General features: G+C 71.3%; 19 protein-coding genes. 10 read left to right on the top strand and 9 right to left on the bottom strand.

Features of this window, described 5'->3' with window-relative positions; all coding sequences use genetic code 11:
- Window positions 1-1,065 carry a LacI family DNA-binding transcriptional regulator gene (locus ACFYQ5_RS03510; RefSeq protein ID WP_389192480.1) on the bottom strand — a complete coding sequence of 355 codons (1,065 nt, stop codon included), beginning with the start codon at window positions 1,063-1,065 and terminating at the stop codon, window positions 1-3.
- A 106-nt stretch (window positions 1,066-1,171) separates the two neighbouring features.
- Window positions 1,172-2,323, bottom strand: a complete 1,152-nt coding sequence (locus ACFYQ5_RS03505; protein WP_389193089.1) for an MFS transporter — start codon at window positions 2,321-2,323, stop codon at window positions 1,172-1,174.
- 346 nt (window positions 2,324-2,669) lie between these two features.
- Here ACFYQ5_RS03505 and ACFYQ5_RS03500 point away from each other — a divergent pair, with 346 nt between their 5' ends.
- Window positions 2,670-4,031 carry an NAD(P)/FAD-dependent oxidoreductase gene (locus ACFYQ5_RS03500; protein ID WP_389192477.1) on the top strand — a complete coding sequence of 454 codons (1,362 nt, stop codon included), beginning with the start codon at window positions 2,670-2,672 and terminating at the stop codon, window positions 4,029-4,031.
- 41 nt (window positions 4,032-4,072) lie between these two features.
- On the opposite strand, the gene ACFYQ5_RS03495 is transcribed toward ACFYQ5_RS03500, so the two are convergent.
- Entirely contained in the window at window positions 4,073-5,608 is a 1,536-nt protein-coding gene (locus ACFYQ5_RS03495; RefSeq protein ID WP_389192475.1) for an ATP-dependent DNA ligase, read from the bottom strand.
- A gap of 55 nt (window positions 5,609-5,663) precedes the next feature.
- Window positions 5,664-6,455 (bottom strand): metal-dependent hydrolase, encoded by a 792-nt coding sequence (locus tag ACFYQ5_RS03490; protein WP_389192472.1) that lies wholly within the window; start codon window positions 6,453-6,455, stop codon window positions 5,664-5,666.
- A 156-nt stretch (window positions 6,456-6,611) separates the two neighbouring features.
- Between ACFYQ5_RS03490 and ACFYQ5_RS03485 the strand changes: the two genes are divergently transcribed.
- Window positions 6,612-9,125, top strand: coding sequence for a DEAD/DEAH box helicase (locus ACFYQ5_RS03485; RefSeq protein ID WP_389192469.1), 2,514 nt, complete (start codon window positions 6,612-6,614; stop codon window positions 9,123-9,125).
- A gap of 34 nt (window positions 9,126-9,159) precedes the next feature.
- Window positions 9,160-10,035, top strand: a complete 876-nt coding sequence (locus tag ACFYQ5_RS03480) for an acyl-CoA thioesterase (protein WP_389192466.1) — start codon at window positions 9,160-9,162, stop codon at window positions 10,033-10,035.
- A 57-nt stretch (window positions 10,036-10,092) separates the two neighbouring features.
- On the opposite strand, the gene ACFYQ5_RS03475 is transcribed toward ACFYQ5_RS03480, so the two are convergent.
- Both ACFYQ5_RS03475 and ACFYQ5_RS03470 read right to left on the bottom strand, forming a co-directional pair.
- Window positions 10,093-10,320 carry a DUF6011 domain-containing protein gene (locus tag ACFYQ5_RS03475; RefSeq protein WP_389192463.1) on the bottom strand — a complete coding sequence of 76 codons (228 nt, stop codon included), beginning with the start codon at window positions 10,318-10,320 and terminating at the stop codon, window positions 10,093-10,095.
- A 25-nt stretch (window positions 10,321-10,345) separates the two neighbouring features.
- The gene (locus tag ACFYQ5_RS03470; protein WP_389192460.1) at window positions 10,346-12,160 is read right to left on the bottom strand and encodes a glycoside hydrolase family 15 protein; all 1,815 of its coding nucleotides are present in this window, start codon (window positions 12,158-12,160) and stop codon (window positions 10,346-10,348) included.
- 87 nt (window positions 12,161-12,247) lie between these two features.
- Here ACFYQ5_RS03470 and ACFYQ5_RS03465 point away from each other — a divergent pair, with 87 nt between their 5' ends.
- The 3 genes from ACFYQ5_RS03465 (at window position 12,248) to ACFYQ5_RS03455 (ending at window position 16,415) form a co-directional block, all read left to right on the top strand.
- Window positions 12,248-13,195 (top strand): DUF389 domain-containing protein, encoded by a 948-nt coding sequence (locus ACFYQ5_RS03465; protein ID WP_389192457.1) that lies wholly within the window; start codon window positions 12,248-12,250, stop codon window positions 13,193-13,195.
- Between the two features lie 254 nt (window positions 13,196-13,449).
- Window positions 13,450-14,913: a DUF2252 domain-containing protein gene (locus ACFYQ5_RS03460; protein ID WP_389192454.1), complete on the top strand. Its 1,464-nt coding sequence runs from the start codon at window positions 13,450-13,452 to the stop codon at window positions 14,911-14,913.
- Window positions 14,914-15,083: 170 nt separating this feature from the next.
- Window positions 15,084-16,415 carry a chloride channel protein gene (locus ACFYQ5_RS03455; RefSeq protein ID WP_389192452.1) on the top strand — a complete coding sequence of 444 codons (1,332 nt, stop codon included), beginning with the start codon at window positions 15,084-15,086 and terminating at the stop codon, window positions 16,413-16,415.
- Here the strand turns inward: ACFYQ5_RS03455 and ACFYQ5_RS03450 are convergent.
- Window positions 16,372-16,803 carry a hypothetical protein gene (locus tag ACFYQ5_RS03450; RefSeq protein ID WP_389192449.1) on the bottom strand — a complete coding sequence of 144 codons (432 nt, stop codon included), beginning with the start codon at window positions 16,801-16,803 and terminating at the stop codon, window positions 16,372-16,374. The genes ACFYQ5_RS03455 and ACFYQ5_RS03450 overlap by 44 nt on opposite strands.
- Window positions 16,804-16,948: 145 nt before the next feature.
- Between ACFYQ5_RS03450 and ACFYQ5_RS03445 the strand changes: the two genes are divergently transcribed.
- From ACFYQ5_RS03445 to ACFYQ5_RS03435, 3 genes are read left to right on the top strand one after another with little or no spacing between them, the layout of a single operon-like run.
- Complete coding sequence (locus ACFYQ5_RS03445) at window positions 16,949-17,512, top strand: helix-turn-helix domain-containing protein (protein WP_389192446.1); 564 nt, start codon at window positions 16,949-16,951, stop codon at window positions 17,510-17,512.
- 19 nt (window positions 17,513-17,531) lie between these two features.
- Entirely contained in the window at window positions 17,532-18,083 is a 552-nt protein-coding gene (locus tag ACFYQ5_RS03440; RefSeq protein WP_389192443.1) for a GNAT family N-acetyltransferase, read from the top strand.
- 31 nt (window positions 18,084-18,114) lie between these two features.
- Window positions 18,115-18,603, top strand: coding sequence for a glutathione peroxidase (locus tag ACFYQ5_RS03435; RefSeq protein ID WP_389192440.1), 489 nt, complete (start codon window positions 18,115-18,117; stop codon window positions 18,601-18,603).
- Between the two features lie 54 nt (window positions 18,604-18,657).
- Here ACFYQ5_RS03435 and ACFYQ5_RS03430 read toward each other — a convergent pair whose 3' ends face one another.
- Window positions 18,658-19,884 (bottom strand): acyl-CoA dehydrogenase family protein, encoded by a 1,227-nt coding sequence (locus ACFYQ5_RS03430; protein WP_389192437.1) that lies wholly within the window; start codon window positions 19,882-19,884, stop codon window positions 18,658-18,660.
- Window positions 19,885-20,057: 173 nt separating this feature from the next.
- Between ACFYQ5_RS03430 and ACFYQ5_RS03425 the strand changes: the two genes are divergently transcribed.
- Complete coding sequence (locus ACFYQ5_RS03425) at window positions 20,058-20,708, top strand: TetR family transcriptional regulator (protein ID WP_389192434.1); 651 nt, start codon at window positions 20,058-20,060, stop codon at window positions 20,706-20,708.
- Between the two features lie 14 nt (window positions 20,709-20,722).
- Here ACFYQ5_RS03425 and def read toward each other — a convergent pair whose 3' ends face one another.
- A complete protein-coding gene (def, locus tag ACFYQ5_RS03420; protein WP_389192431.1) occupies window positions 20,723-21,274 on the bottom strand; it encodes a peptide deformylase in 552 nt (183 codons plus the stop codon).
- Between the last annotated feature and the right edge of the window lie 27 nt (window positions 21,275-21,301).

Genomic DNA, 21,301 nt, shown 5'->3' with positions numbered 1-21,301 from the left:
TCAGGCGGGCGCGGGTCCGGTACTGCTGCGGATGACCAGGTCGATGGGGACGACCGAGGGGTGCTGCTGAGGTTGGCGTACGCCGTCGAGCCGCGGCAGCAGCAGTTGTACGCAGCGTCGGCCGATCTCGGCGTAGTCGGTACGGACGGTGGTCAACGGGGGCAGCAGGTAGGCGGCCTCCGGGATGTCGTCGTATCCGACGACACTGACGTCCTGCGGTACGCGGCGGCCGGCCTCGTGGAAGGCCCGGAGTGCGCCCAGTGCCATCTGGTCGTTGGCGGCGAACACCGCCGAGACCTCCGGCCGGGCTGCGAGGCGGCGTCCCAGTACGTATCCGGATTCGGCGCTCCAGTCCCCGTACAGCGGCTCGGGCACCTCGGCGCCCGCCGCACGGAGGGCGGCGCCCCAGCCGGCCGCGCGCTGTTCGGCGACGGTCCAGCCCAGGGGGCCCGCGATGTGCCGGACCGTCGGGTGGCCGAGCCCGAGGAGATGTCCGGTGGCCAGCCGCGCACCGGTCATGGCATCGGCGGTGACGAACGGGGTGCCGTCGCCGAGGTCGTTCTCCAGCATGACCAGAGGGGTTTCGATGCCGGCCTCCGCCATGCTCCTGCCCAGCCCCGCCTGGGGTGCGATGGCGATCACGCCGTCCGCGCCCTCGGCCGAGAGCCGGTCGACGGCGTGCACGACGGTAGCCGGGTCGGCTGTGGCCAGCGCGATCGAACTCACCAGGTGGCCGACTTCCCGGGCGGCGGAGTTGATCGCGGCGAGGGCGGCGGCGGGACCGTACTGCGCGGCGTCGAAGGAGATCACTCCGAGCATCCGGGTCCGGCCGCTGGCCAGCGAACGGGCGCTCTGGCTGGGGCGGTAGCCGAGTTCGCGCATGGCGGCGAGGACGCGTTCGCGGGTTTCCGGGCGGACGGAGGGGTGGTCGTTGAGTACCCGGGAGACGGTCTGCTTGGACACGCCCGCGCGTCGGGCGACATCGCCCATGACCGGGCGGAAGCCCGCGAAGCTGCGGCGGCTGCGGGTGCGCCGGGGGGTGCCGTCGGCGCTGCCTTCGGTCATGGGCGGGATCCTTCGGCGTTCCGGCGGTCACGTGCCCCGGGGCGGGGCCGGCTCCGCCCAAGAATAGGCAGCAGGCGGGGCGGGTGACCGCCCCGCCTCCTTGCCGTCATCCCTCAGCCGGCACGCGGTTCTCCGTCGGCCGGGTGGCACGCATCAGCCAGAGTGTGGCGACCAGGCACAGCGCCGAGACGCCGCAGAGCAGCAGCGGGACCGCGCGGACGCCGGCCCCTTCGATGGCCCTGCCGAGCGCGGGCCCGGCGGCGACCCCGCCGACCATGGACGCGGCGATGACCACGGCACCGGCCCGCCGGGCGCTCGGGGCCGCCCGGAAGAGCCAGGGCAGCCCGGTCGGGAAGATCGGGGCGATGAAGAGGCCGACACCGGCGTACGCGTACGGGGCGAGGCCGGGCACGGCGGCGAGGAGCAGACAGACCGTCATGCCCGCGCAGGAGACGGTGATGATGGCCTGGGGTGAGAAGCGCAGCGCGATCGGCGCGACCAGGAAGCGGCCGACGGTCATCATCAGCCAGTAGACGGAGGTGGCGGTGGCGGCGGTTCCCGCGCTGTAGCCGACGGTCTCCAGGTGCGTGGGTTCCCAGCCGCCGACGCCTGCCTCGATGGCGACATGCAGGACGTAGAGCGCGACGAAGACGGCGAGGACGGTCAGCAGGCTGCGGTTGCGTACCGCTGAACGGGTCGCCGCCTCGGCCGGGGCGCCGACGTCGGACGGCGGGGGTGTGTCGCGCACGCCGCGCAGGCAGAGCAACAGCGGCAGGTTGGCAACGGCGAAGGCGAGGAAGACGGCCGGGTAGTGCTCGGCGCCGACCGCGCCGATCAGGGCCGGGCCGAGGATGGCCCCGATACCGAAGTGGGCGTTGAGGATGTTGAGCATGGCGGTGGAGCGGCGGCCGAAGCCGATCGCGAAGAGCTGGTTGAGGCCGTAGTCGATGCCGCCGAAGCCGAGACCCGCGAGCAGCGCCATGGCCAGACCTGCCGGCCAGTTGGGGGCGAGCGCGAAGCCGGCCGCGCCGACCGCCATGAGGAGGTAGGAGCTGCCGAGGATCTGCCGGTTGCTGATACGCCCGATGAGCCGGTCGAAGAGGAGCACTCCGGCGACCCCGCCGATGAAGTGGGCGGACAGCCCGAGACCGGCGGCCGACGGAGAGAGTCCGAACTCCTCCCGGAACGCAGGGATGGCGGGTCCGTACAACGCCTGCAGGGCGCCGATGAGCACGAATCCCACGCAGGAGGCCACCACGGCGGCGCCGCTGAAGACCGGAGTCCCGGCGGAGGCCGTCGCCTCGGCGGAGGCCGTCGGTCCCTGGGGGGCTCGTTGTTCCACTTGCTCGCTCACGCTGACTCCGAAAAAGGAAGGCCGTGCCTGGTTGTTGCGTGAAGTCCGACTGCCGACCACGAGATGTTACCGGTAACACAATGGGTGTCAACGCTTCTGGCGGACACCCCCGGAACGCTCCGCCGCCCGGTGGCGGCATGCGCCGCACAGGAGGCGAAGTCCTCCCGCCGAGGTGAGGATGAGAAGTGACTGGCCCCGGATACGGGGCAGGCGAGCGATGACCGCGTAAGCCCGAGAAGGGACGCACACCGTGGCACGACCCAGGATTCTCGTTGTCGGCGCCGGCTTTGCCGGGGTCGAGTGCGTGCGCCGGCTGGAGCGCAGCCTCGCGCCCGGCGAGGCGGACATCGCGCTCGTCACCCCGTTCTCGTACCAGCTCTATCTGCCGTTGCTCCCTCAGGTGGCGTCCGGGGTGCTCACCCCCCAGTCGGTCGCCGTCTCCCTGCGCCGGAGCCGGCGTCACCGCACCCGGATCGTGCCGGGCGGAGCCATCGGGGTGGATACGAAGGCGAAGGTCTGTGTGGTCCGCAAGATCACGGACGAGATCGTGAACGAGCCGTACGACTACATCGTGATGGCCGCCGGCAGTGTCACCAGGACCTTCGACATCCCCGGGCTGGTCGACAACGCCCGGGGCATGAAGACCCTGGCCGAGGCCGCCTACATCCGGGACCACGTCATCTCCCAGCTCGATCTGGCCGATGCCAGTCACGACGAGGAGGAGCGGGCGTCCCGGCTGCAGTTCGTGGTGGTGGGCGGCGGGTACGCCGGTACGGAGACCGCCGCGTGTCTGCAGTTGCTCACCAGCAACGCCGTCAAGCACTACCCCCGGCTGGACCCCAAGCTGATCAAGTGGCACTTGATCGACATCGCGCCCAAGCTCATGCCGGAGCTCGGCGACAAGCTCGGTCTCAGCGCCCTCGAGATCCTGCGCAAGCGCGGCATCGAGGTCTCGCTCGGTGTCTCCGTGGCCGAGGCGGGGCCGGACAAGGTGACCTTCACGGACGGCCGGGTGCTGCCCTGCCGCACCCTGATCTGGACCGCCGGGGTCGCGGCGAGTCCGCTCATCGCCACCCTCGACGCCGAGACGGTGCGCGGCCGGCTCGCCGTGACGCCGGAGATGAAGCTGCCCGGCGCCGACGGTGTGTTCGCGCTGGGTGACGCGGCGGCGGTGCCGGACCTGGCCAAGGGCGACGGAGCGATCTGCCCGCCCACCGCCCAGCACGCCATGCGCCAGGGCCGCAAGCTCGCCGACAACATCATCGCGTCCCTGCGCGGCCGCCCGCTGCAGCCGTACGTCCACAAGGACCTCGGCCTGGTGGTGGACCTCGGTGGGCGGGACGCGGTGTCCAAGCCGCTGGGCATCGAGCTGCGGGGCATGCCGGCCCAGGCAGCGGCACGCGGCTACCACTGGGCGGCGCTTCGGACGAACGTCGCCAAGACCAGGGTCATGACCAACTGGCTGCTCAACGCGATCGCCGGTGACGACTTCGTGCGCACGGGCTTCCAGGCCCGCAAGGCGGCCACCCTCCGCGACTTCGAGTACACCGACGCCTATCTCACACCGGACGAGATCCGCGCACACACCGCCGGGACGGGAACCCGAGGCTGATCCGGCTTTCCCGGCCCCCGCCACACGGGCGGGGGCCGGAGTCATGTCCGGCGGGAGAGCACCGTCTCGACAGTGTCCGCCTCCTGGGCCCGCTTGTCCTCGCGGTAGCGCAGGACACGGGCGAACCGCAGCGTGACACCGGCCGGGTAGCGGGTGGAGCTCTGGAGTCCGTCGTAGGCGATCTCCACGACGAGTTCCGGGCGTACCGTCACCACGTGTCCGTCGTCTCCGGTGGCCAGCTCCCGCAGGCGTTCGGTCTGCCAGGTGAGGGTGGCGTCGGTGAGCCCCTTGAAGGTCTTGCCCAGCATCGCGAACGTGCCGTCCTCCCTGCGTGCCCCCAGATGCAGGTTGGAGAGCTTCCCGGTGCGTCTGCCGTGGCCCCATTCGGCGGCCAGCACCACGAGGTCCAGGGTGTGCACGGGCTTCACCTTCAGCCAGGAGGCACCCCGGCGGCCCGCGCTGTACGCCGCCGTACCTCCCTTGACCACGACGCCCTCGTGCCCGCGGGCAAGCGTGGCCTCGGAGAACGCCACCGCTGCCTCGCGCTGCGACTCGTCCGTGGGGTCCTGGACGACGACGCGCCGTACGCGCATCGGCTCGGGCACCAGCTCGGCCAGCTCCCGGTGGCGATCGGCGTAGGGGAGGTCGAGGAGGTCACGTCCGTCGACGGACAGCACGTCGAAGAAGACGGGGACCACGGGAACGGCACCGGACGCGGTGACGACATCGCGCCGGGACCCCACCCGTCCTGCGGTCTCCTGGAACGGCCGGGGCCTCCCGTCGGCCCCGAGCGCGATCACCTCGCCGTCGAGGACGAACCGGTCGCCCGGGAAGCCGGCCACCGCCGCGACCAGTTCGGGCAGCCGGTCGGTGATGTCGTCGAGCGTGCGTGTGAATGCCCGCACCCGCGGGCCGTCGCGGTGCACCTGTACGCGGATGCCGTCGAGCTTCTCCTCGACGGCGCACGGCCCCAGCTTGTCCACGGCCTCGGTGACCGAGCCCGCGGTGTGCGCCAGCATCGGCAGGACCGGCCGGCCGACGGTGAGGCGGAAGTCCGCGAGCGCCCCGGGGCCGTCGGCCAGCAGTGTCCGGGCGACGGCCTGCAGCGATCCGGCGAGCATGACGGCACGCCGTACGTCGGCGGGCTGCGCGTCGGTGGCGCCGGCCAGGGCATCGACCGCGACGGCGTCCAGGGCCCCCTGCCGCACCTCGCCGGTGAGCAGTGCGCGCAGGAAGTGCTGTTCGTCGGCGGTGGCCGCGCCGAGCAGCCGCTGGAGGCGCTCCTTGCGGGCGGCCTGCGAGCCGGGGCCGGAGAGCGCTCCGATCGCCGTCAGCTCCGCGTCGACACCGGACACCGTCAGCGTCGGCGCGTCCGCGGGTGCCACCGGGTCGGCCAGGGCGCGCCACCCGATGCCGAGCCGCCCCTGCGGGAGGCGGCCGGCGAGGTAGGGGATGACGACCGGGACGTCTTCCGGACCGGTCTCCCGGAACAGGCCGGCCAGGAGGGCGATCTTCCCGGTCCGTGCCGACGTCGCGGCGACCTCCAGGGACACGTGGGCGAGCCGGGCGAGCAGCATGGGGTCATGGTGCTACGGCTCGGGGCGCACCGCCCCCGGAACGGGCGCGTGGCGGTCAGATGAAGTTGAGCGCCGCGGCCGCGCCCACTCCCCCGAGCACCATGAACGCGGGCATCAGCACCTTGATCTCCACCCAGCTGCCGGCCCGGAAGCGCATGAACTTCGGCGGTCCGAGCGGGTACCAGCGCTTGCGGCCGAGCGGGATCGGCCACAGGATCGGGCAGCCCGAGACGGTGAGCGCGTCGCCGATGCAGTGGACGAGGGCCCCGAGGACGATGGGCAACCCCAGCCACAGGTACTCCTGGCCCGGTTCGGTGAACAGCCAGCCGGAGCCGTTGCCCGGCTGGTCGAGCACGCCGGCCAGGATCCACGCGCTGGTCGCGCCGAGCAGCCAGACGAGGACGTCGCTGGACATGCGCGCCGCCCGCCACAGCAGGCCTTCGACGGCGAGCACGAGGTGGACGAAGAGGATCGCCAAGACCGCCCAACGGCCGCCGGTGATCGCCGCGACCGAGGCTCCGCCGCCGATCAGCACGGCCCACAGCCAGGTGTGGGTGAGGGTGCGGTGTCCCCCCGTCCTGCGCGGGTCGCCGGGTCCCTTGGTCGCCTTGTAGACGGCGTACGAGAGTTTGTCGACTATCTCGCAGAGACGCTTGGAGACCGGGCCGAAGGCACGCGAGATGGTGGCGGACTTGTGGTCGAGGTCCGGGGCGAGCGCGGCGCCCGCGCAGATCAGGGCCCCTACGACGAGGACGGGCCAGGGCATCGTGTGGCCCGCGGCAGCGGCCGCGGCACCCACCCCCAGCCAGGCTGCCGCCCCTGACAGAGAGTGTGCCGGTCCCATCATGGCTTTTCCCGCCCCCATCGTGATTCGGCCGTGCCTTCAGGCCGGGCCGCCATTGCCTGTGCGAGGCAGCCGAGTTGAGTGGGCAGCGTATCGTCCGTGATCTTCTCCGGATCGTCCGGTTCCCTCATCCGGGCAGGAGACAGGCAAGATGGGGGCGTGACCCTTATCGATCAGCTGCCCCCGACCGCCGACCCGGACGCCCTCTTCGAGGCCTTCTCGTCATGGACCGAATCGCAGGGCATCACCCTCTATCCGGCTCAGGAGGAGGCGCTGATCGAGGTGGTCTCCGGGGCGAACGTGGTCCTTTCCACCCCGACCGGCTCCGGAAAGAGCCTGGTCGCGGCGGGTGCGCACTTCACGGCACTGGCCCAGGACAAGGTCACCTTCTACACCGCTCCGATCAAGGCGCTGGTCTCGGAGAAGTTCTTCGACCTGTGCAAGCTCTTCGGCACGGAGAACGTCGGCATGCTGACCGGCGACGCCTCGGTGAACGCCGACGCCCCGGTCATCTGCTGCACCGCCGAGGTGCTCGCCTCCATCGCACTGCGTGACGGCAAGTACGCCGACATCGGCCAGGTCGTGATGGACGAGTTCCACTTCTACGCGGAGCAGGACCGAGGCTGGGCCTGGCAGATCCCGATCCTGGAGCTTCCGCAGGCCCAGTTCGTACTGATGTCGGCCACCCTCGGCGACGTCAAGATGTTCGAGGAGGACCTGACCCGCCGCACCGGCCGCCCCACCTCCGTGGTGCGCTCGGCGACGCGTCCGGTCCCGCTCAGCTACGAGTACCGGCTGACGCCGATCACGGAGACGCTCACCGAGCTCCTGGACACCCGGCAGTCGCCCGTCTACATCGTGCACTTCACGCAGGCCGCGGCCGTGGAGCGGGCGCAGTCGCTGATGAGCATCAACATGTGCACGAAGGAGGAGAAGGAGAAGATCGCCGACCTGATCGGCAACTTCCGCTTCACCACCAAGTTCGGCCAGAACCTCTCCCGCTACGTACGGCACGGGATCGGGGTGCACCACGCGGGCATGCTCCCCAAGTACCGCCGGCTCGTCGAGAAGCTCGCGCAGGCAGGCCTGCTGAAGGTCATCTGCGGCACGGACACGCTGGGCGTCGGCGTCAACGTGCCCATCCGTACGGTGCTGTTCACCGCCCTGACCAAGTACGACGGGACCCGCGTGCGCACGCTGCGCGCCCGCGAGTTCCACCAGATCGCGGGCCGCGCGGGCCGTGCGGGGTTCGACACGGCGGGCTTCGTCGTCGCGCAGGCCCCCGAGCACGTCATCGAGAACGAGAAGGCCGTCAAGAAGGCGGGCGACGACCCGAAGAAGAAGCGCAAGGTGGTCCGCAAGAAGGCCCCCGAGGGCTTCGTCGCCTGGTCGGAGACGACCTTCGACAAGCTGATCCAGTCCGAACCCGAGCCGCTGACCTCCCGTTTCCGGGTCACACACACCATGCTGCTTTCGGTGATCGCCCGCCCGGGCAACGCCTTCGCGGCGATGCGGCATCTGCTCGAGGACAACCACGAGCCGCGACGGGCCCAGCTCCGGCACATCCGCCGGGCCATCGCGATCTACCGCTCACTGCTCGACGGCGGTGTCGTGGAACAGCTCGCCACGCCCGACGCCGAGGGACGGATCGTACGGCTCACCGTCGACCTCCAGCAGGACTTCGCGCTCAACCAGCCGCTGTCCACGTTCGCGCTGGCCGCCTTCGACCTGCTGGACGCCGAATCCCCTTCGTACGCCCTGGACATGGTCTCGGTCGTCGAGTCGACGCTCGACGACCCGCGGCAGATCCTGGCCGCCCAGCAGAACAAGGCGCGGGGTGAGGCCGTCGGGCAGATGAAGGCGGACGGGGTCGAGTACGAGGAGCGGATGGAGCGGCTCCAGGAGGTCACGTACCCCAAGCCGCTGAGCGAGCTGCTCTGGCATGCCTACGACGTGTACCGCACGAGCCACCCGTGGGTCGGTGACCACCCCGTGTCGCCGAAGTCGGTGATCAGGGACATGTACGAACGGGCCATGACCTTCACGGAGTTCACGTCGAACTACGAGCTGGCCCGCACCGAGGGCATCGTGCTGCGCTATCTGGCGAGCGCGTACAAGGCGCTCGAGCACACCATCCCGGACGATCTGAAGTCCGAGGACCTGGAGGATCTGATCGCCTGGCTCGGCGAGATGGTGCGTCAGGTGGACTCCAGCCTGCTGGACGAGTGGGAGCAGTTGGCCAACCCCGAGGTGGAGACCGCCGAGCAGGCCCAGGAGCGGGCCGACGAGGTCAAGCCGGTCACGGCCAACGCCCGTGCCTTCCGGGTCCTGGTGCGCAACGCGATGTTCCGCCGGGTGGAGCTGGCCGCGCTGGACCGGGTCCGCGACCTGGGTGAACTGGACGGCGACGCGGGCTGGGACGAGGACGCCTGGGGCGAGGCGATGGACGGCTACTGGGACGCGCACGAGGACCTGGGGACGGGCCCGGACGCGCGCGGCCCGAAGCTGCTGAAGATCGACGAGGACCCGGAGCACGGCCTGTGGCGGGTGTGGCAGGCCTTCGCCGACCCGGCCGGGGACCACGACTGGGGAATTCGTGCGGAGGTCGATCTCGCGGCCTCCGACGAGGAGGGCCGGGCGGTCGTCCGGGTCACGGCCGTGGGCCAGCTGTGACGGCGCGCCGGCCAGGAGAGTGGAGAAGAACCGCATGACGAACCCCGCCGACAGCCTGGTCGATCTGCTCGACCTGGAGCGGATCGAGGTCAACATCTTCCGTGGCCGCAGCCCCGAGGAGTCCCTGCAACGGGTCTTCGGCGGGCAGGTCGCGGGCCAGGCGCTGGTCGCGGCCGGGCGCACCACGGACGGCGACCGTCCGGTGCACTCGCTGCACGCGTACTTCCTGCGGCCCGGGCGCCCCGGCGTCCCGATCGTGTACGACGTGGAGCGGGTGAGGGACGGCCGTTCCTTCACCACGCGCCGGGTCACGGCCGTGCAGCAGGGCCGGACGATCTTCAACCTGACGGCGTCCTTCCACCGCCCGGAGGAGGCCGGCTTCGAGCACCAGCTGCCGCCGGCCCGCGTCGTACCGGACCCGGACGAGTTGCCGACGGTCACCGACGAGGTGCGCGAGCACCTGGGCGGCCTGCCGGAGGCCCTGGAGCGGATGGCCCGGCGCCAGCCCTTCGACATCCGCTACGTCGACCGGCTGCGCTGGACGCATGAGGAGATCAAGGACGCGGACCCGCGCAGCGCGGTCTGGATGCGCGCGGTCGGCCCGCTGGGCGACGACCCGCTCGTGCACACCTGCGCACTGACGTACGCGAGCGACATGACGCTGCTGGACGCGGTACGCATCCCGGTCGAGCCGCTGTGGGGGCCGCGCGGCTTCGACATGGCCTCGCTGGACCACGCCATGTGGTTCCACCGGCCGTTCCGCGCGGACGAGTGGTTCCTGTACGACCAGGAGTCGCCGATCGCCACCGGCGGCCGCGGGCTCGCCCGGGGGCGGATCTACGACCGCCAGGGGCAGCTTCTGGTGTCCGTGGTGCAGGAGGGGCTGTTCCGCCGGCTCGACGGCGCGTAGGCAGGGCGGCACGGCTCGACTGCGCGTAGTCCGGGCGGACCCGGCTGACCGAGCCGGTCAGGTGCCGGGCAGCGGGTCCTGGTCCACCTCGTGACGGCGGGTCCGGATGTCCGGGCCCGCCGGGTGCAGCTTGGCGTCGCAGGCGGGTCCGAGTCCGGTACGGCGCGATTCCGCGCCGGTGAGGGGACGTCCGCACAGCGCGCAGCGCACGGGGCGGCGGACCGCCGGACCGGCCGGCTCGGCCGGCGGTTCGGGGAAGCCGGGGAAGGGTTCGGGGAGCTCCACGGGAGGATCCTCGCAGACCGGTCTGTCAGCCCCGCTGCCGGTCGAGTGCCTCGTCGAGGGTGCGGGCCGCCGTGATGAGTGACAGATGGGTGAACGCCTGTGGGAAGTTGCCCAGTTGCTCGCCGCGGGGGCCGATCTCCTCGGCGAAGAGGCCGACGTGGTTGGCGTAGGTGAGCATCTTCTCGAACATGTAGCGGGCCGCCGGCAGACGTCCGGCGCGGGCCAGCGCCTCCACGTAGAGGAAGGTGCACAGGCTGAAGGTGCCCTCCGATCCCCGCAGGCCGTCGGGGGAGGCGGCCGGGTCGTAGCGGTGGACGAGGCTGTCGGAGACGAGGGACTCCTCCATGGCGTCCAGGGTGGAGAGCCAGCTGGGGTCCTTGGGGGCGAGGAAGCCCACCCGGGGCATCAGCAGCAGGGACGCGTCGAGGACGTCGCCGCCGTAGTGCTGGACGTAGGCCTGTTTCCGCTCGCTCCAGCCACGCTCCATGACCTGTTCGAGCACGGTGTCCCTGGCCCGGGTCCACCGGGCGGTGTCGGCGGGCCTGCGGAAGGCGTCCGCCAGGCTCAGTCCGCAGTCGAAGGCGGCCCAGCACATCACACGGCTGTAGGTGAACTCCTTGCGCCCGCCGCGGGTCTCCCAGATCCCCTCGTCGGGGCGGTCCCAGGAGTCGGCCAGCCAGTCGAGCACGCGGGAGACCTTCTTCCATCCCCGGTAGCCGGCCTGGACACCGACCTCGCGTCCTTCGGACAGGGCGTAGAGGGCCTCCCCGTAGATGTCGAGCTGGAGCTGGCCGGCGGCCGCGTTGCCGAGGCGCACGGGGTGCGATCCGTGGTAGCCCTCGAGATGGCCGAGGATCTCCTCCGAGAGGAGGGGCTCGCCGTCGACGCGGTACATGATCTGGAGCGCTTCGCCGTCGATGTCCTCGTCGCCCAGACGGGCGCCGAGCCAGTGGGTGAAGGCGGTGGCCTCCTCGACGAAACCGAGGTCCAGCAGCGCCCGCACCGAGAGGGCGCCGTCCCTGACCCAGGTGTAGCGGTAGTCCCAGTTGCGCTCTCCTCCCAGCTGCTCGGGCAGTCCCATGGTCGCGGCGGCCACGGGGGCTCCGGTGGGGTGGTAGGTGAGCAGCTTGAGGGTGATGGCGGACCGGTTGACCATGTCGGACCAGCGACCCCGGTAGCAGGACGTGCGCAGCCAGCGCTGCCAGAAGTCGACCGCTCCGCGGAGCAGTTCGGCCGTCCGGCCCGCGGTGGGGGCCGGGGGCGCGGGTCCGTCCGCTCCGCAGGCGGTGAACACGGCTGCCCCCGACTCCCCCGCCCGCAGCGTCACCGTCCCCCGTACGTCCCGTCCGTCGCGCTCCAGGGGGAAGGTGGCCCACAGGTGGCCGACGGCCTCGGCGGAGCGGAACGACGCTCCTCCCGGATGGATCTCCAGGTCATGGGGTGCCCGGCCGTAGTCGAACCGGGGACGGCACTCCATCGAGAAGCGCACCGTGCCGCGCACCGCGCGCACGGAGCGGAGCAGGGTGTGCCGGCCGGTGGGCGCCCCGGTGGTGACCGGGTCCATCCAGTCGAGGACCTCGCCGACCCCGTCCGGTGACAGGAAGCGGGTGACGAGCACGGCGGTGTCCGGGTAATAGAGCTGCTTGACCGAGCTGTCCGCGTCCTCGGGCGAGAGCCGGAAGTAGCCTCCGCGGTCGTGGTCGAGCAGCGCGGCGAAGATGCTCGGGGAGTCGAAGCGCGGGGCGGCGAACCAGTCGACCACCCCCTGCGAGGAGACCAGCGCGCCGGTCTGCAGGTCGCCCACCAGACCGTGCTCGGCTATGGGAGGGTATCGGTCCATGACCGTCCAATCTCCGCCATACCCCCATGTCTGCCACTATCCGCCAAAGGCGGACGGGCCGCCCTCCCGGTCGGGTCGAGGTGCCGCGTGGACATGATCCATGTCCGTGCCGTCTGCCCACCTGACCTGACCGGACGGGCCGAGGCGCTCCTGGGCGGGAGTCCGTACGTCCTCAACCTGATCGTTCAGCGGGGCGCCGCGCGCAATCCCGACGGTGACTCCGTCGCGTGCGATGTGCTGACGGGGGCCGCGAACGAGGTGCTGCGCGGTCTGCGGGACCTGCAGATCGACGTGCGGGGCTCCGTCGTGATCGAGCCGGTCGACATGGCGTTCTCGGGTCGGGCGTCGGAGGGTGCGTCGCGCCGGCTCGGCACGCTGGCCAACGCACCGGTCTGGGAGCAGGTCGAGGCACGTATCCGCTCCGAGGGGAGGTACGCACCGAGCTTCTACCTGTACCTGGTGATCGCGGGGCTGATCGGCGCGGTCGGCATCGTGACCAACTCGCAGATCCTCATCGTCGGGGCCATGGTCGTCGGCCCCGAGTACGGCGCGATCGTCGCCGTGGCGCTGGGCTTCGACCGGGGGGACCGGAGGATGATCCGGTCGGGGCTCACCGCCCTGTGCGCGGGCCTCCTGCTGACGATCGCGGTCACTCTTCTGTTCGCCCTGCTCATCCGCGGATTCGGCCTGCAGTCACATGCCTTCGACCGGGGACTGCGGCCGGTCTCCGACCTGATCAACTCCCCGAACTTCTTCTCCTTCGCCGTGGCGGCGCTGGCCGGGATCGTCGGCATCGTGTCGCTCACCGAGGCCCGTACGAGCGCCCTGCTCGGGGTGTTCATCTCCGTCACGACGATCCCGGCCGCCTCGGCCATCAGCGTCTCCACGGCCTTCGGTAGCTGGTCCGAGGCGCGGGGCTCCCTCATCCAGCTCCTGGTCAACATCACGGTGCTGATCGCGGTGGGCGCGGCGGCGCTCCGATGGCAGCGGGCGATCTGGCGGAGGGTGGCCCGCGGGGACGGCGCACAGGCGTGAGCCGCACGGGCGCCGCGCCCTGGGCACGGGGCCGCATGGACCCCTCGGGATGCCCCCACGGGAGGACCCACCGTGGGGACCCGCCGTGGGGGCCCGCCGTGGGGGCCCGCCGTGGGGGCCCGCCGTGGGGGCCCGCCGTGGGGGCCCGCCGTGGGGGCCCGCCGCAGGCCGTCCTGAGCGGCCGGATCTCCCGCGGCCCGGGATGATGGAGGGGACGGGGCCGCGAGGCCCCGCGCGCAGGCAGGAGGGCCGACATGCCCCGGCAATCCGTTTCACCGCTCCGCGCCGTCCCGAGGGCCACGCCCGAGGAGCGGGCCGCCCTCGGCAAGGCGACCCGTCAGCGGGCTCCCCGTTCGAGCCACGCCGCCTACGAACCGCCCACGGACCGGCCCGACCCGCTGTCGGTGCTGGAGGCGCAGTCGGCGGACCGGGTCCCCGAGCTCGTACCCATCCGCTACGCACGGATGACGGAGTCTCCGTTCCGCTTCTACCGGGGCGCCGCCGCCCTTATGGCCTCCGATCTCGCCGGGACGCCGGACTCCGGGATCAGGGCGCAGCTGTGCGGTGACGCCCATCTGCTGAACTTCCGGCTGCTGGCCTCGCCCGAGCGCCATCTGCTGTTCGACATCAACGACTTCGACGAGACGCTGCCCGGCCCCTGGGAGTGGGACGTCAAGCGCCTGGCGGCCAGTCTCGTCATCGCGGGGCGGGCCAACGGCTTCACGGACCGTGAGCGGAAGCGCGTGGTGAGGGCCACGGTGCGCTCGTACCGGGAGTCGATGATCCGCTTCGCGGGGATGCGCAATCTCGATGTCTGGTACACGCGGATCGATGAGGGCAGTCTCCGTGCGCTGGCCGCCGACAGACTGGCCCCCCGCGGCCGCGAACGTCTGGCCAGGGCAACGGAGAAGGCCCGGACCAGGGACAGTCTGCACGCGTTCGACAAGCTCACCGAGGTGTCCGGCGGGCGGGTCCGGCTGGCGGCGGACCCGCCCCTGCTCGTCCCGCTCGCGGACCTGGTGGACGGCACCGAGCGGGACGCCACCGAGCGGCAGCTCCGGCGGCTCGTACGGGGGTACGGCCGCAGCCTGCCGTCGGACCGGCGGGCCCTGCTCGCCGACTTCCGGCCGGTGGACATGGCCCGCAAGGTCGTGGGGGTGGGCAGCGTGGGGACCCGTTGCTGGATCATCCTGCTGCTCGGCCGGGACGGCGGTGATCCGCTGCTCCTCCAGGCCAAGGAGGCGGGCACGTCGGTCCTCGCGCCGTTCGCGGGCGCGAGCGTCCACCGGAACCAGGGCGAGCGTGTGGTGGCCGGCCAGCGCCTGATGCAGGCGGCCGGCGACATCTTCCTCGGCTGGGAGCGGGTGGACGGGATCGACGGGCGGCGCCGGGACTTCTACGTGCGCCAGCTGCGCGACTGGAAGGGCATCGCCGAACCGGAGCTCATGGTCCCGCGCGGCATGACCGCCTTCGGCGAGATGTGCGGGACGACGCTGGCCCGCGCCCACGCACGCTCCGGTGACCGGATCGCCGTCGCGGCGTACCTGGGGAGCGGTGACGTGTTCGACCGGGCCCTGGAGCGGTTCGCCGAGCTGTACGCCGACCAGAACGAACGGGACCACCGGGCGCTGGTCGACGCGGTGTCCGCAGGCCGTCTCCCCACGGCCGGGGAGGGAGCGGGCGGTCAGCCCCGATCGGGAAGGCGCGGACGGCCCTGATCTGGAGCGGGCGGACGGCCCCGGCTCGGGAAACGAGCGGATGCCCCTGATTCACCGCCTCGCCGACAGCGGGTACTTCACCGACATAACCGGACATCGTGGTATCACCGTGTGGACCCCGGCGGGCCGGCTGGACCCGGCCGGGACCCGACACCGAGGAGACCATGACCATGTCGGCCGAACCGGCCGGGGCGCCCGGCACGGAGGCCCCGGATCCGCTCGCGGTGATCCGCACCCGGGAGTACGCGGTGCTTCTGGTCATCGTGGCGGCACTCGGCGTCCCCATCTCCGCCGCGGCCTTCGGCTTCCTGGCACTCGTCCACGAGCTGGAGGACCTGACGTACGACGACCTCCCGCACGCACTGGGCTTCGGGAGCACCCCCTCGTGGTGGCCCGTGCCGCTGCTCGCGCTGGCGGGGCTGCTGACCGGGCTGGCCATCCGTCATCTGCCGGGGACGGGCGGGCACAAGCCCGCCGAGGGGTTCGTGAACACCGGGGCGCCCGCGGCCTCGGAGCTGCCCGGGGTCGCGCTCGCCGCCCTCGCCTCCCTCGGGCTCGGGGCGGTCCTGGGCCCCGAGGCTCCTCTCATCGCGCTCGGCGGCGGACTGGCGGTGTACGCGGTACGCCTGCTGAAGCCGGGCATCGCACCGAGTGCGAGCGCCATGGTGGCCGCGGCGGGGAGCTTCGCCGCCGTCAGCGCCCTGCTGGGCTCGCCGCTCCTCGGCGCGTTCCTGCTGATGGAGGCGTCCGGCCTCGCCGGGATGATGCTCGGCCTCGTCCTCGTGCCGGGACTGCTCGCCTCCGGCATCGGGTCGCTCATCTTCATCGGCCTGGGGTCGTGGACGGGCCTGGGGACGTACTCCCTGACCCTCCCCCATGTGCCGCACGCCCCCCAGCCCACGGTCGCCGAGTTCGGCTGGGCGCTCGCCCTCGGAGCCGCCGCGGCGCTCGTGGGCACCGGCGTCAAGCGGCTCGCCCTGGCACTGCAGGAGCGTGTCGAACAGCGGAGGGTGACCCCGACCGTGGTGATGGGCCTCACCGTCGGCGCCCTGGCGCTGCTCTACGCCGAGAGCACGGGCAGGAACGCCTCCGAGGTGCTGTATTCCGGCCAGGACGCCCTCGGTGGCCTGCTCGCCGAGGACGCCACGTACGCGGTCGGAACACTCCTCGTGCTGATGGTCTGCAAGGCGCTCGCCTACGCGGCGTCCCTGAGCTCCTTCCGGGGCGGCCCCATCTTCCCGTCGATGTTCCTGGGGGGCGCGGGCGGACTGGCGCTGTCGCACCTGCCCGGCCTGAACGACACCTCGGGCTTCGCGATGGGTATCGGGGCCATGTGCGTGGCCATGCTCAGGCTGCCGATGACATCGGTGCTGCTGGCCACGCTGCTACTGGGGGCCGAGGGCGTCACGGTCATGCCGCTCGTGATCGTCTCCGTCGTGGTCTCCTACGTCCTCGTCCTCAGGCTCGAGCGCCCTTCTGCGGCGAGCACAGCGCCCAGATGACGAAGATGTTGACCGCGATCAGGACGATCGACCAGAACGGGTAGTACGGGAGCCACAGGAAGTTGGCCAGGACCAGAAGCCCGGCGAGGACGACTCCGACGGCGCGCGCCCACAGGGCCCCGCTGAAGAGGGCGATGCCGGCGAGTACGACGACGATGCCCAGGATGAGGTGCACCCAGCCCCAGCCGGTCAGGCTGAACTGGAAGACGTAGTTGCGCGTGGTGACGAACAGGTCGTCCTTGGCGATGGCGGCGATGCCCTCGAAGATGGCCATGGCCCCACCGAAGATCATCATGACTGCCGCGAAGACGGTCCAGCCGGATACCGCAGCCTTACGCCCTCCGCCGGTGTCATGATCCGTTCGTGTCGTGCTCGCACTTCCAGCCATGTCGGCCTCCTCGATCGCGCAGTCACCCCGGCACGCCCATGCCGGATATACGGCTTATGTAGTCCTTATCAGCCTGACACGCCATCATCCGTTCGGCATACGCAGCGCCTTCAGGATGTCTCCCATCAGAGATATGCTCCCGGATATGAGAGACAATTCCGTCGACGCGCGGCTCGCCGCGCGGCTCGGGCTGCTCCGCACCGAACACGGCTGGTCGTTGGACGAGCTGTCCCGCCGCACCGGCGTGAGCCGGTCCACCCTGTCGCGGCTGGAGCGCGGCGAGCTGAGCCCCACCACCTCCGTGCTCGGACAGCTGTGCACGGTGTACGGGCGGACGATGTCGCGGCTGCTGATGGAGGTGGAGACCGAACCGCCCCGGCTGGTCCCTGCGGCGCGGCAGCCGGTGTGGCGGGACGAGCGGTCCGGATTCGTGCGCCGCTCCGTCTCCCCGCCGCACCCCGGCCTGCGCGCCGAGGTCATCGAGGGGACACTCGACGCCGGTGCGGCTCTCTCCTACGAGGACGCGCCGGTGCCCGGTGTGGAGCAGCACATCTGGGTACTCGAAGGCACGGTCGAGATCACCGTCGACGGGACCACGCACACCGTGGACGAGGGCGACTGTCTGCGTTTCAGGCTGCGCGGCCCGTCGCACTTCCACTGCCCGGGCCCGCAACGGGTCCGGTACGCACTGATGATCGTCCTGCCGTGAACGTGAAAGGACCCGCTTCATGACCGAGATCGTCCCCGTGTCCGGCCCAGAACTGGTCACGTACGCCGATGAGCTCGGCGCCCTGCTGATCGAGAGCGTGGAGGGAGGGGCCTCGGTGGGATTCCTCGCCTCGCTGGACCGGGACGCGGCCGCCGTCTGGTGGCGGGAGCGGGCCGCCGCCGTCGAGGCGGGGAGCCAGCAGGTCTGGATCGCCCGGGACGACGAACGGGTGGCGGGGACGATCGCCCTCGTCAAGGCGCCTCTGCCCAACGCCCGCCACCGCGCGGAGGTGGCCAAGCTCATCGTCAGGCCGTCGGCACGCGGCCGGGGAGTCGGCCGTGCGCTGCTGACGGCCGTCGAGCGGTCGGCGGCCGCGGAGGGGCTCACGCTGCTGGTCCTGGACACCGAGACGGGAAGCGACGCCGAGCGGCTCTACCGCTCGGCGGGATGGACCCCGTGCGGCTCCATCCCTGACTACGCCGCGAACCCCTTCGGCACCCTGAAGGCGACCACGCTCTACTACAAGGCGCTCACCCCCCAGGAGCCCTCCCCGGAGGGGGCGGCACAATGAGGGCGACGCCACGCTACCGAGGAGTTCTCTCATGACGCTGCACGACATCCCGCTCCGCACTCTCACCGGCGAACCCACCACGCTGGGAGCCTACGAGGGCTCAGCCGTCCTGCTGGTGAACGTCGCCTCCAAGTGTGGGCTCACTCCGCAGTACGCCGGACTGGAAAGGCTTCAGAAGGAGTACGGGGACCGAGGTTTCACCGTTCTCGGGGTGCCCTGCAACCAGTTCGCCGGGCAGGAACCGGGCACCGCCGAGGAGATCCAGACGTTCTGCTCGACGACGTACGGGGTCAGCTTCCCGCTGCTGGAGAAGATCGACGTCAACGGCGAGAACCGGCACCCGCTGTACACGGAGCTGACGAAGCTCGACGACGCCGAGGGCGCCGCCGGGGACGTCCAGTGGAACTTCGAGAAGTTCCTGATCTCCCCGGCCGGTGAGCCGGTGGCCCGGATCCGCCCCCGCACCGAGCCGGAGGCGCCCGAGGTCGTGGCGCTCATCGAGGCGCAGCTGCCTCGGTAGTACGAGGGACAGCCTGCGGGGCCGGACCGTGTACGGTCCGGCCCCGCGGCGTCGCTAACGGATCGGCATGCCCGACAGGGTGCGGGCGATCACCAGGCGCTGGATCTCGCTCGTGCCCTCGAAGATGGTGTAGATCGCGGCGTCCCGGTGCATGCGCTCGACCGGGTACTCACGGGTGAAGCCGTTGCCACCGAGGATCTGGACGGCCTGGGCGGTGACCTTCTTGGCCGTCTCGCTCGCGTACAGCTTGGACATCGACCCCTCGGCCGCCGTGAACGGCTTGCCGGCGCTCGCCATCCAAGAGGCACGCCAGACGAGCAGCCGTGCGGCGTCTATCTGCGTACGCATGTCGGCCAGTTGGAAGGCGATGCCCTGGTTGTCGATGATCGGGCGGCCGAACTGGGTCCGCGTCTTCGCGTAGTCGAGCGCGACCTCGTAGGCGGCGCGGGCGGTGCCGACCGCCATCGCGCCGACGGCCGGGCGCGACGCCTCGAAGGTCGCCATCGCCGCGTTCTTGACGCGCTCGCCACCGGACTTGGCACGCTCACGGGCCCGGGCCAGGCGCTCGTCGAGCTTCTCCTTGCCGCCGAGCAGGCAGTGGCCGGGGATGCGGACGTCCTCGAGGACGACCTCGGCGGTGTGCGAGGCGCGGATGCCGTGCTTCTTGAACTTCTGCCCCTGCGAGAGGCCGGGCGTGGCCGGCGGGACGATGAAGGAGGCGTGGCCCTTCGAGCCCAGCTCCGGGTCGACGACGGCGACGACCACGTGGACGTTGGCGATACCGCCGTTGGTCGCCCAGGTCTTGGTGCCGTTGAGCACCCACTCGTCCTTGGCCTCGTCGTACACCGCACGCGTACGCATCGAGGCCACGTCCGAGCCGGCGTCCGGCTCGGAGGAGCAGAAGGCGGCGACCTTCACGTCGGACGCGTCGCCGTACATCTGGGGGATCCAGGTGCCGATCTGCTCCTCGGTGCCGTTGGCGAGGACGCCGACGGCCGCCAGGCCCGTACCGACGATCGACAGGGCGATCCCCGCGTCGCCCCAGAAGAGCTCCTCCATGGCCATGGGGATGCCGAGGCCCGTAGGGTCGAAGAACTGCTGGGCGTAGAAGTCGAGGGAGTAGATGCCTACCTTCGCCGCCTCCTGGATGACGGGCCAGGGCGTCTCCTCACGCTCGTCCCACTCCGAAGCGGCCGGCCGGATCACCTCGGCGGCGAATCCGTGCAGCCAGTCACGGACCTGCTTCTGGTCGTCGTTGAGCTCGAGCGTGAACTCGGCCATGGTTCCCTCCATGCACTTCCGGATAACCCGTTACTAGCGGTAACAACAGTCTGTTACCAGCAAGTAGCTTCTGTCAACCGGTCACCTACGGATCCGCGTGTCCCGGAGCAGGGTGTTACGTTGCCCGGGCTGACGAGATCGCAGGACAGCTGGGTGGGGTGGGAGAGAACGACATGGAGACCACACGAGGGGCCGAACGGCAGCGCACAGCGGCCGAACGCCGCCGTCGGGAGCTGCTGGAAGCCGCGGACCGAGTGGTGCTCAGGGACGGCCCCAAGGCATCGATGAACGCGATCGCCTCGGAGGCCGGGATCACCAAGCCCATCCTCTACCGGCACTTCGGCGACAAGGGCGGCCTCTACCGCGCGCTCGCCAAGCGTCACACCGATGCCCTGCTGAGCGCCCTGCGGGCCGCGCTCGACGCACCCTCCGAGCGGCGCGAACGGGTCGAGGCGACCCTGGACACCTACCTCGCGGCGATCGAGGCGCGTCCGCAGGTCTACCGCTTCCTGATGCACCCGTCCGACGACACGGCGCCCGCGCCCGAGCAGGGCTTCGACGTCGGCCGTCATTCGGCCCCGCTGCTGCGCCGCCTCGGCGAGGAGCTGGGCGAGGTGATCGTGGAGCGGGTCGATCTCGGCCCGGACAGCGAACAGATGGCCCGCATCTGGGGACACGGCATCGTCGGCATGATGCACGCGGCGGGCGACTGGTGGCTCGGTGACCGCCCGTGTTCGCGCGAGCAGCTGGTACGCAGCCTCGCCGACCTGCTGTGGGGCAGGCTGGCCGAGGCGGGTGACCTGCCGGGCGGCTCGGGGTTCTGAGGCGCCCGTCCGGCTCAGCCGACGGCCGTACGTCCCCACGGCGCCCGCCGGGCCGCGCGCAGCGCCCTGGCGCGGCGCAGCCCCGTGAGCCGGTCCGTGTAGGTCAGACCGTCGAGGTGGTCGCACTCGTGCTGCAGACATCGGGCGAACCAGCCGGTGCCGGTGATCCGCACCGGCTCCCCGGCCATGGTCCGGCCCTCGACCACCGCACGGTCGAAGCGCGGGGTGCCGGCTTCCAGACCCGGAAGTGAAAGGCAGCCCTCCGGTCCGCGTACGGTGATCCCGTCGGCCTCGACGAGTACGGGGTTGACGAGATGACCGAGGTGCCGGACCTCGTCGTCGTCCGGGCAGTCGTAGACGAACACCTTGAGTGGCACGCCGATCTGGTTCGCGGCGAGCCCGACGCCGTTCGCGGCGTACATGGTGGCGAACATGTCCTCGACCAGGCGGGCGAGCGACGGCCCGAAGTCGGTGACGTCGTCGCAGGGGCCGTGGAGTGCCGGGTCACCGAACAGGCTCAAGGCACGAACGCGTCCGGAACTACCGGGGATCGGGCGGTTTCGCATGGGGAGAAGCGTACGTTCCACGTGACC

The organism is Streptomyces sp. NPDC005794 (assembly GCF_042871445.1).
GTDB lineage: Bacteria > Actinomycetota > Actinomycetes > Streptomycetales > Streptomycetaceae > Streptomyces.
Note: the sequence above shows the minus strand (reverse complement) of the source record. Positions and strands in the feature narration are given on the sequence as shown.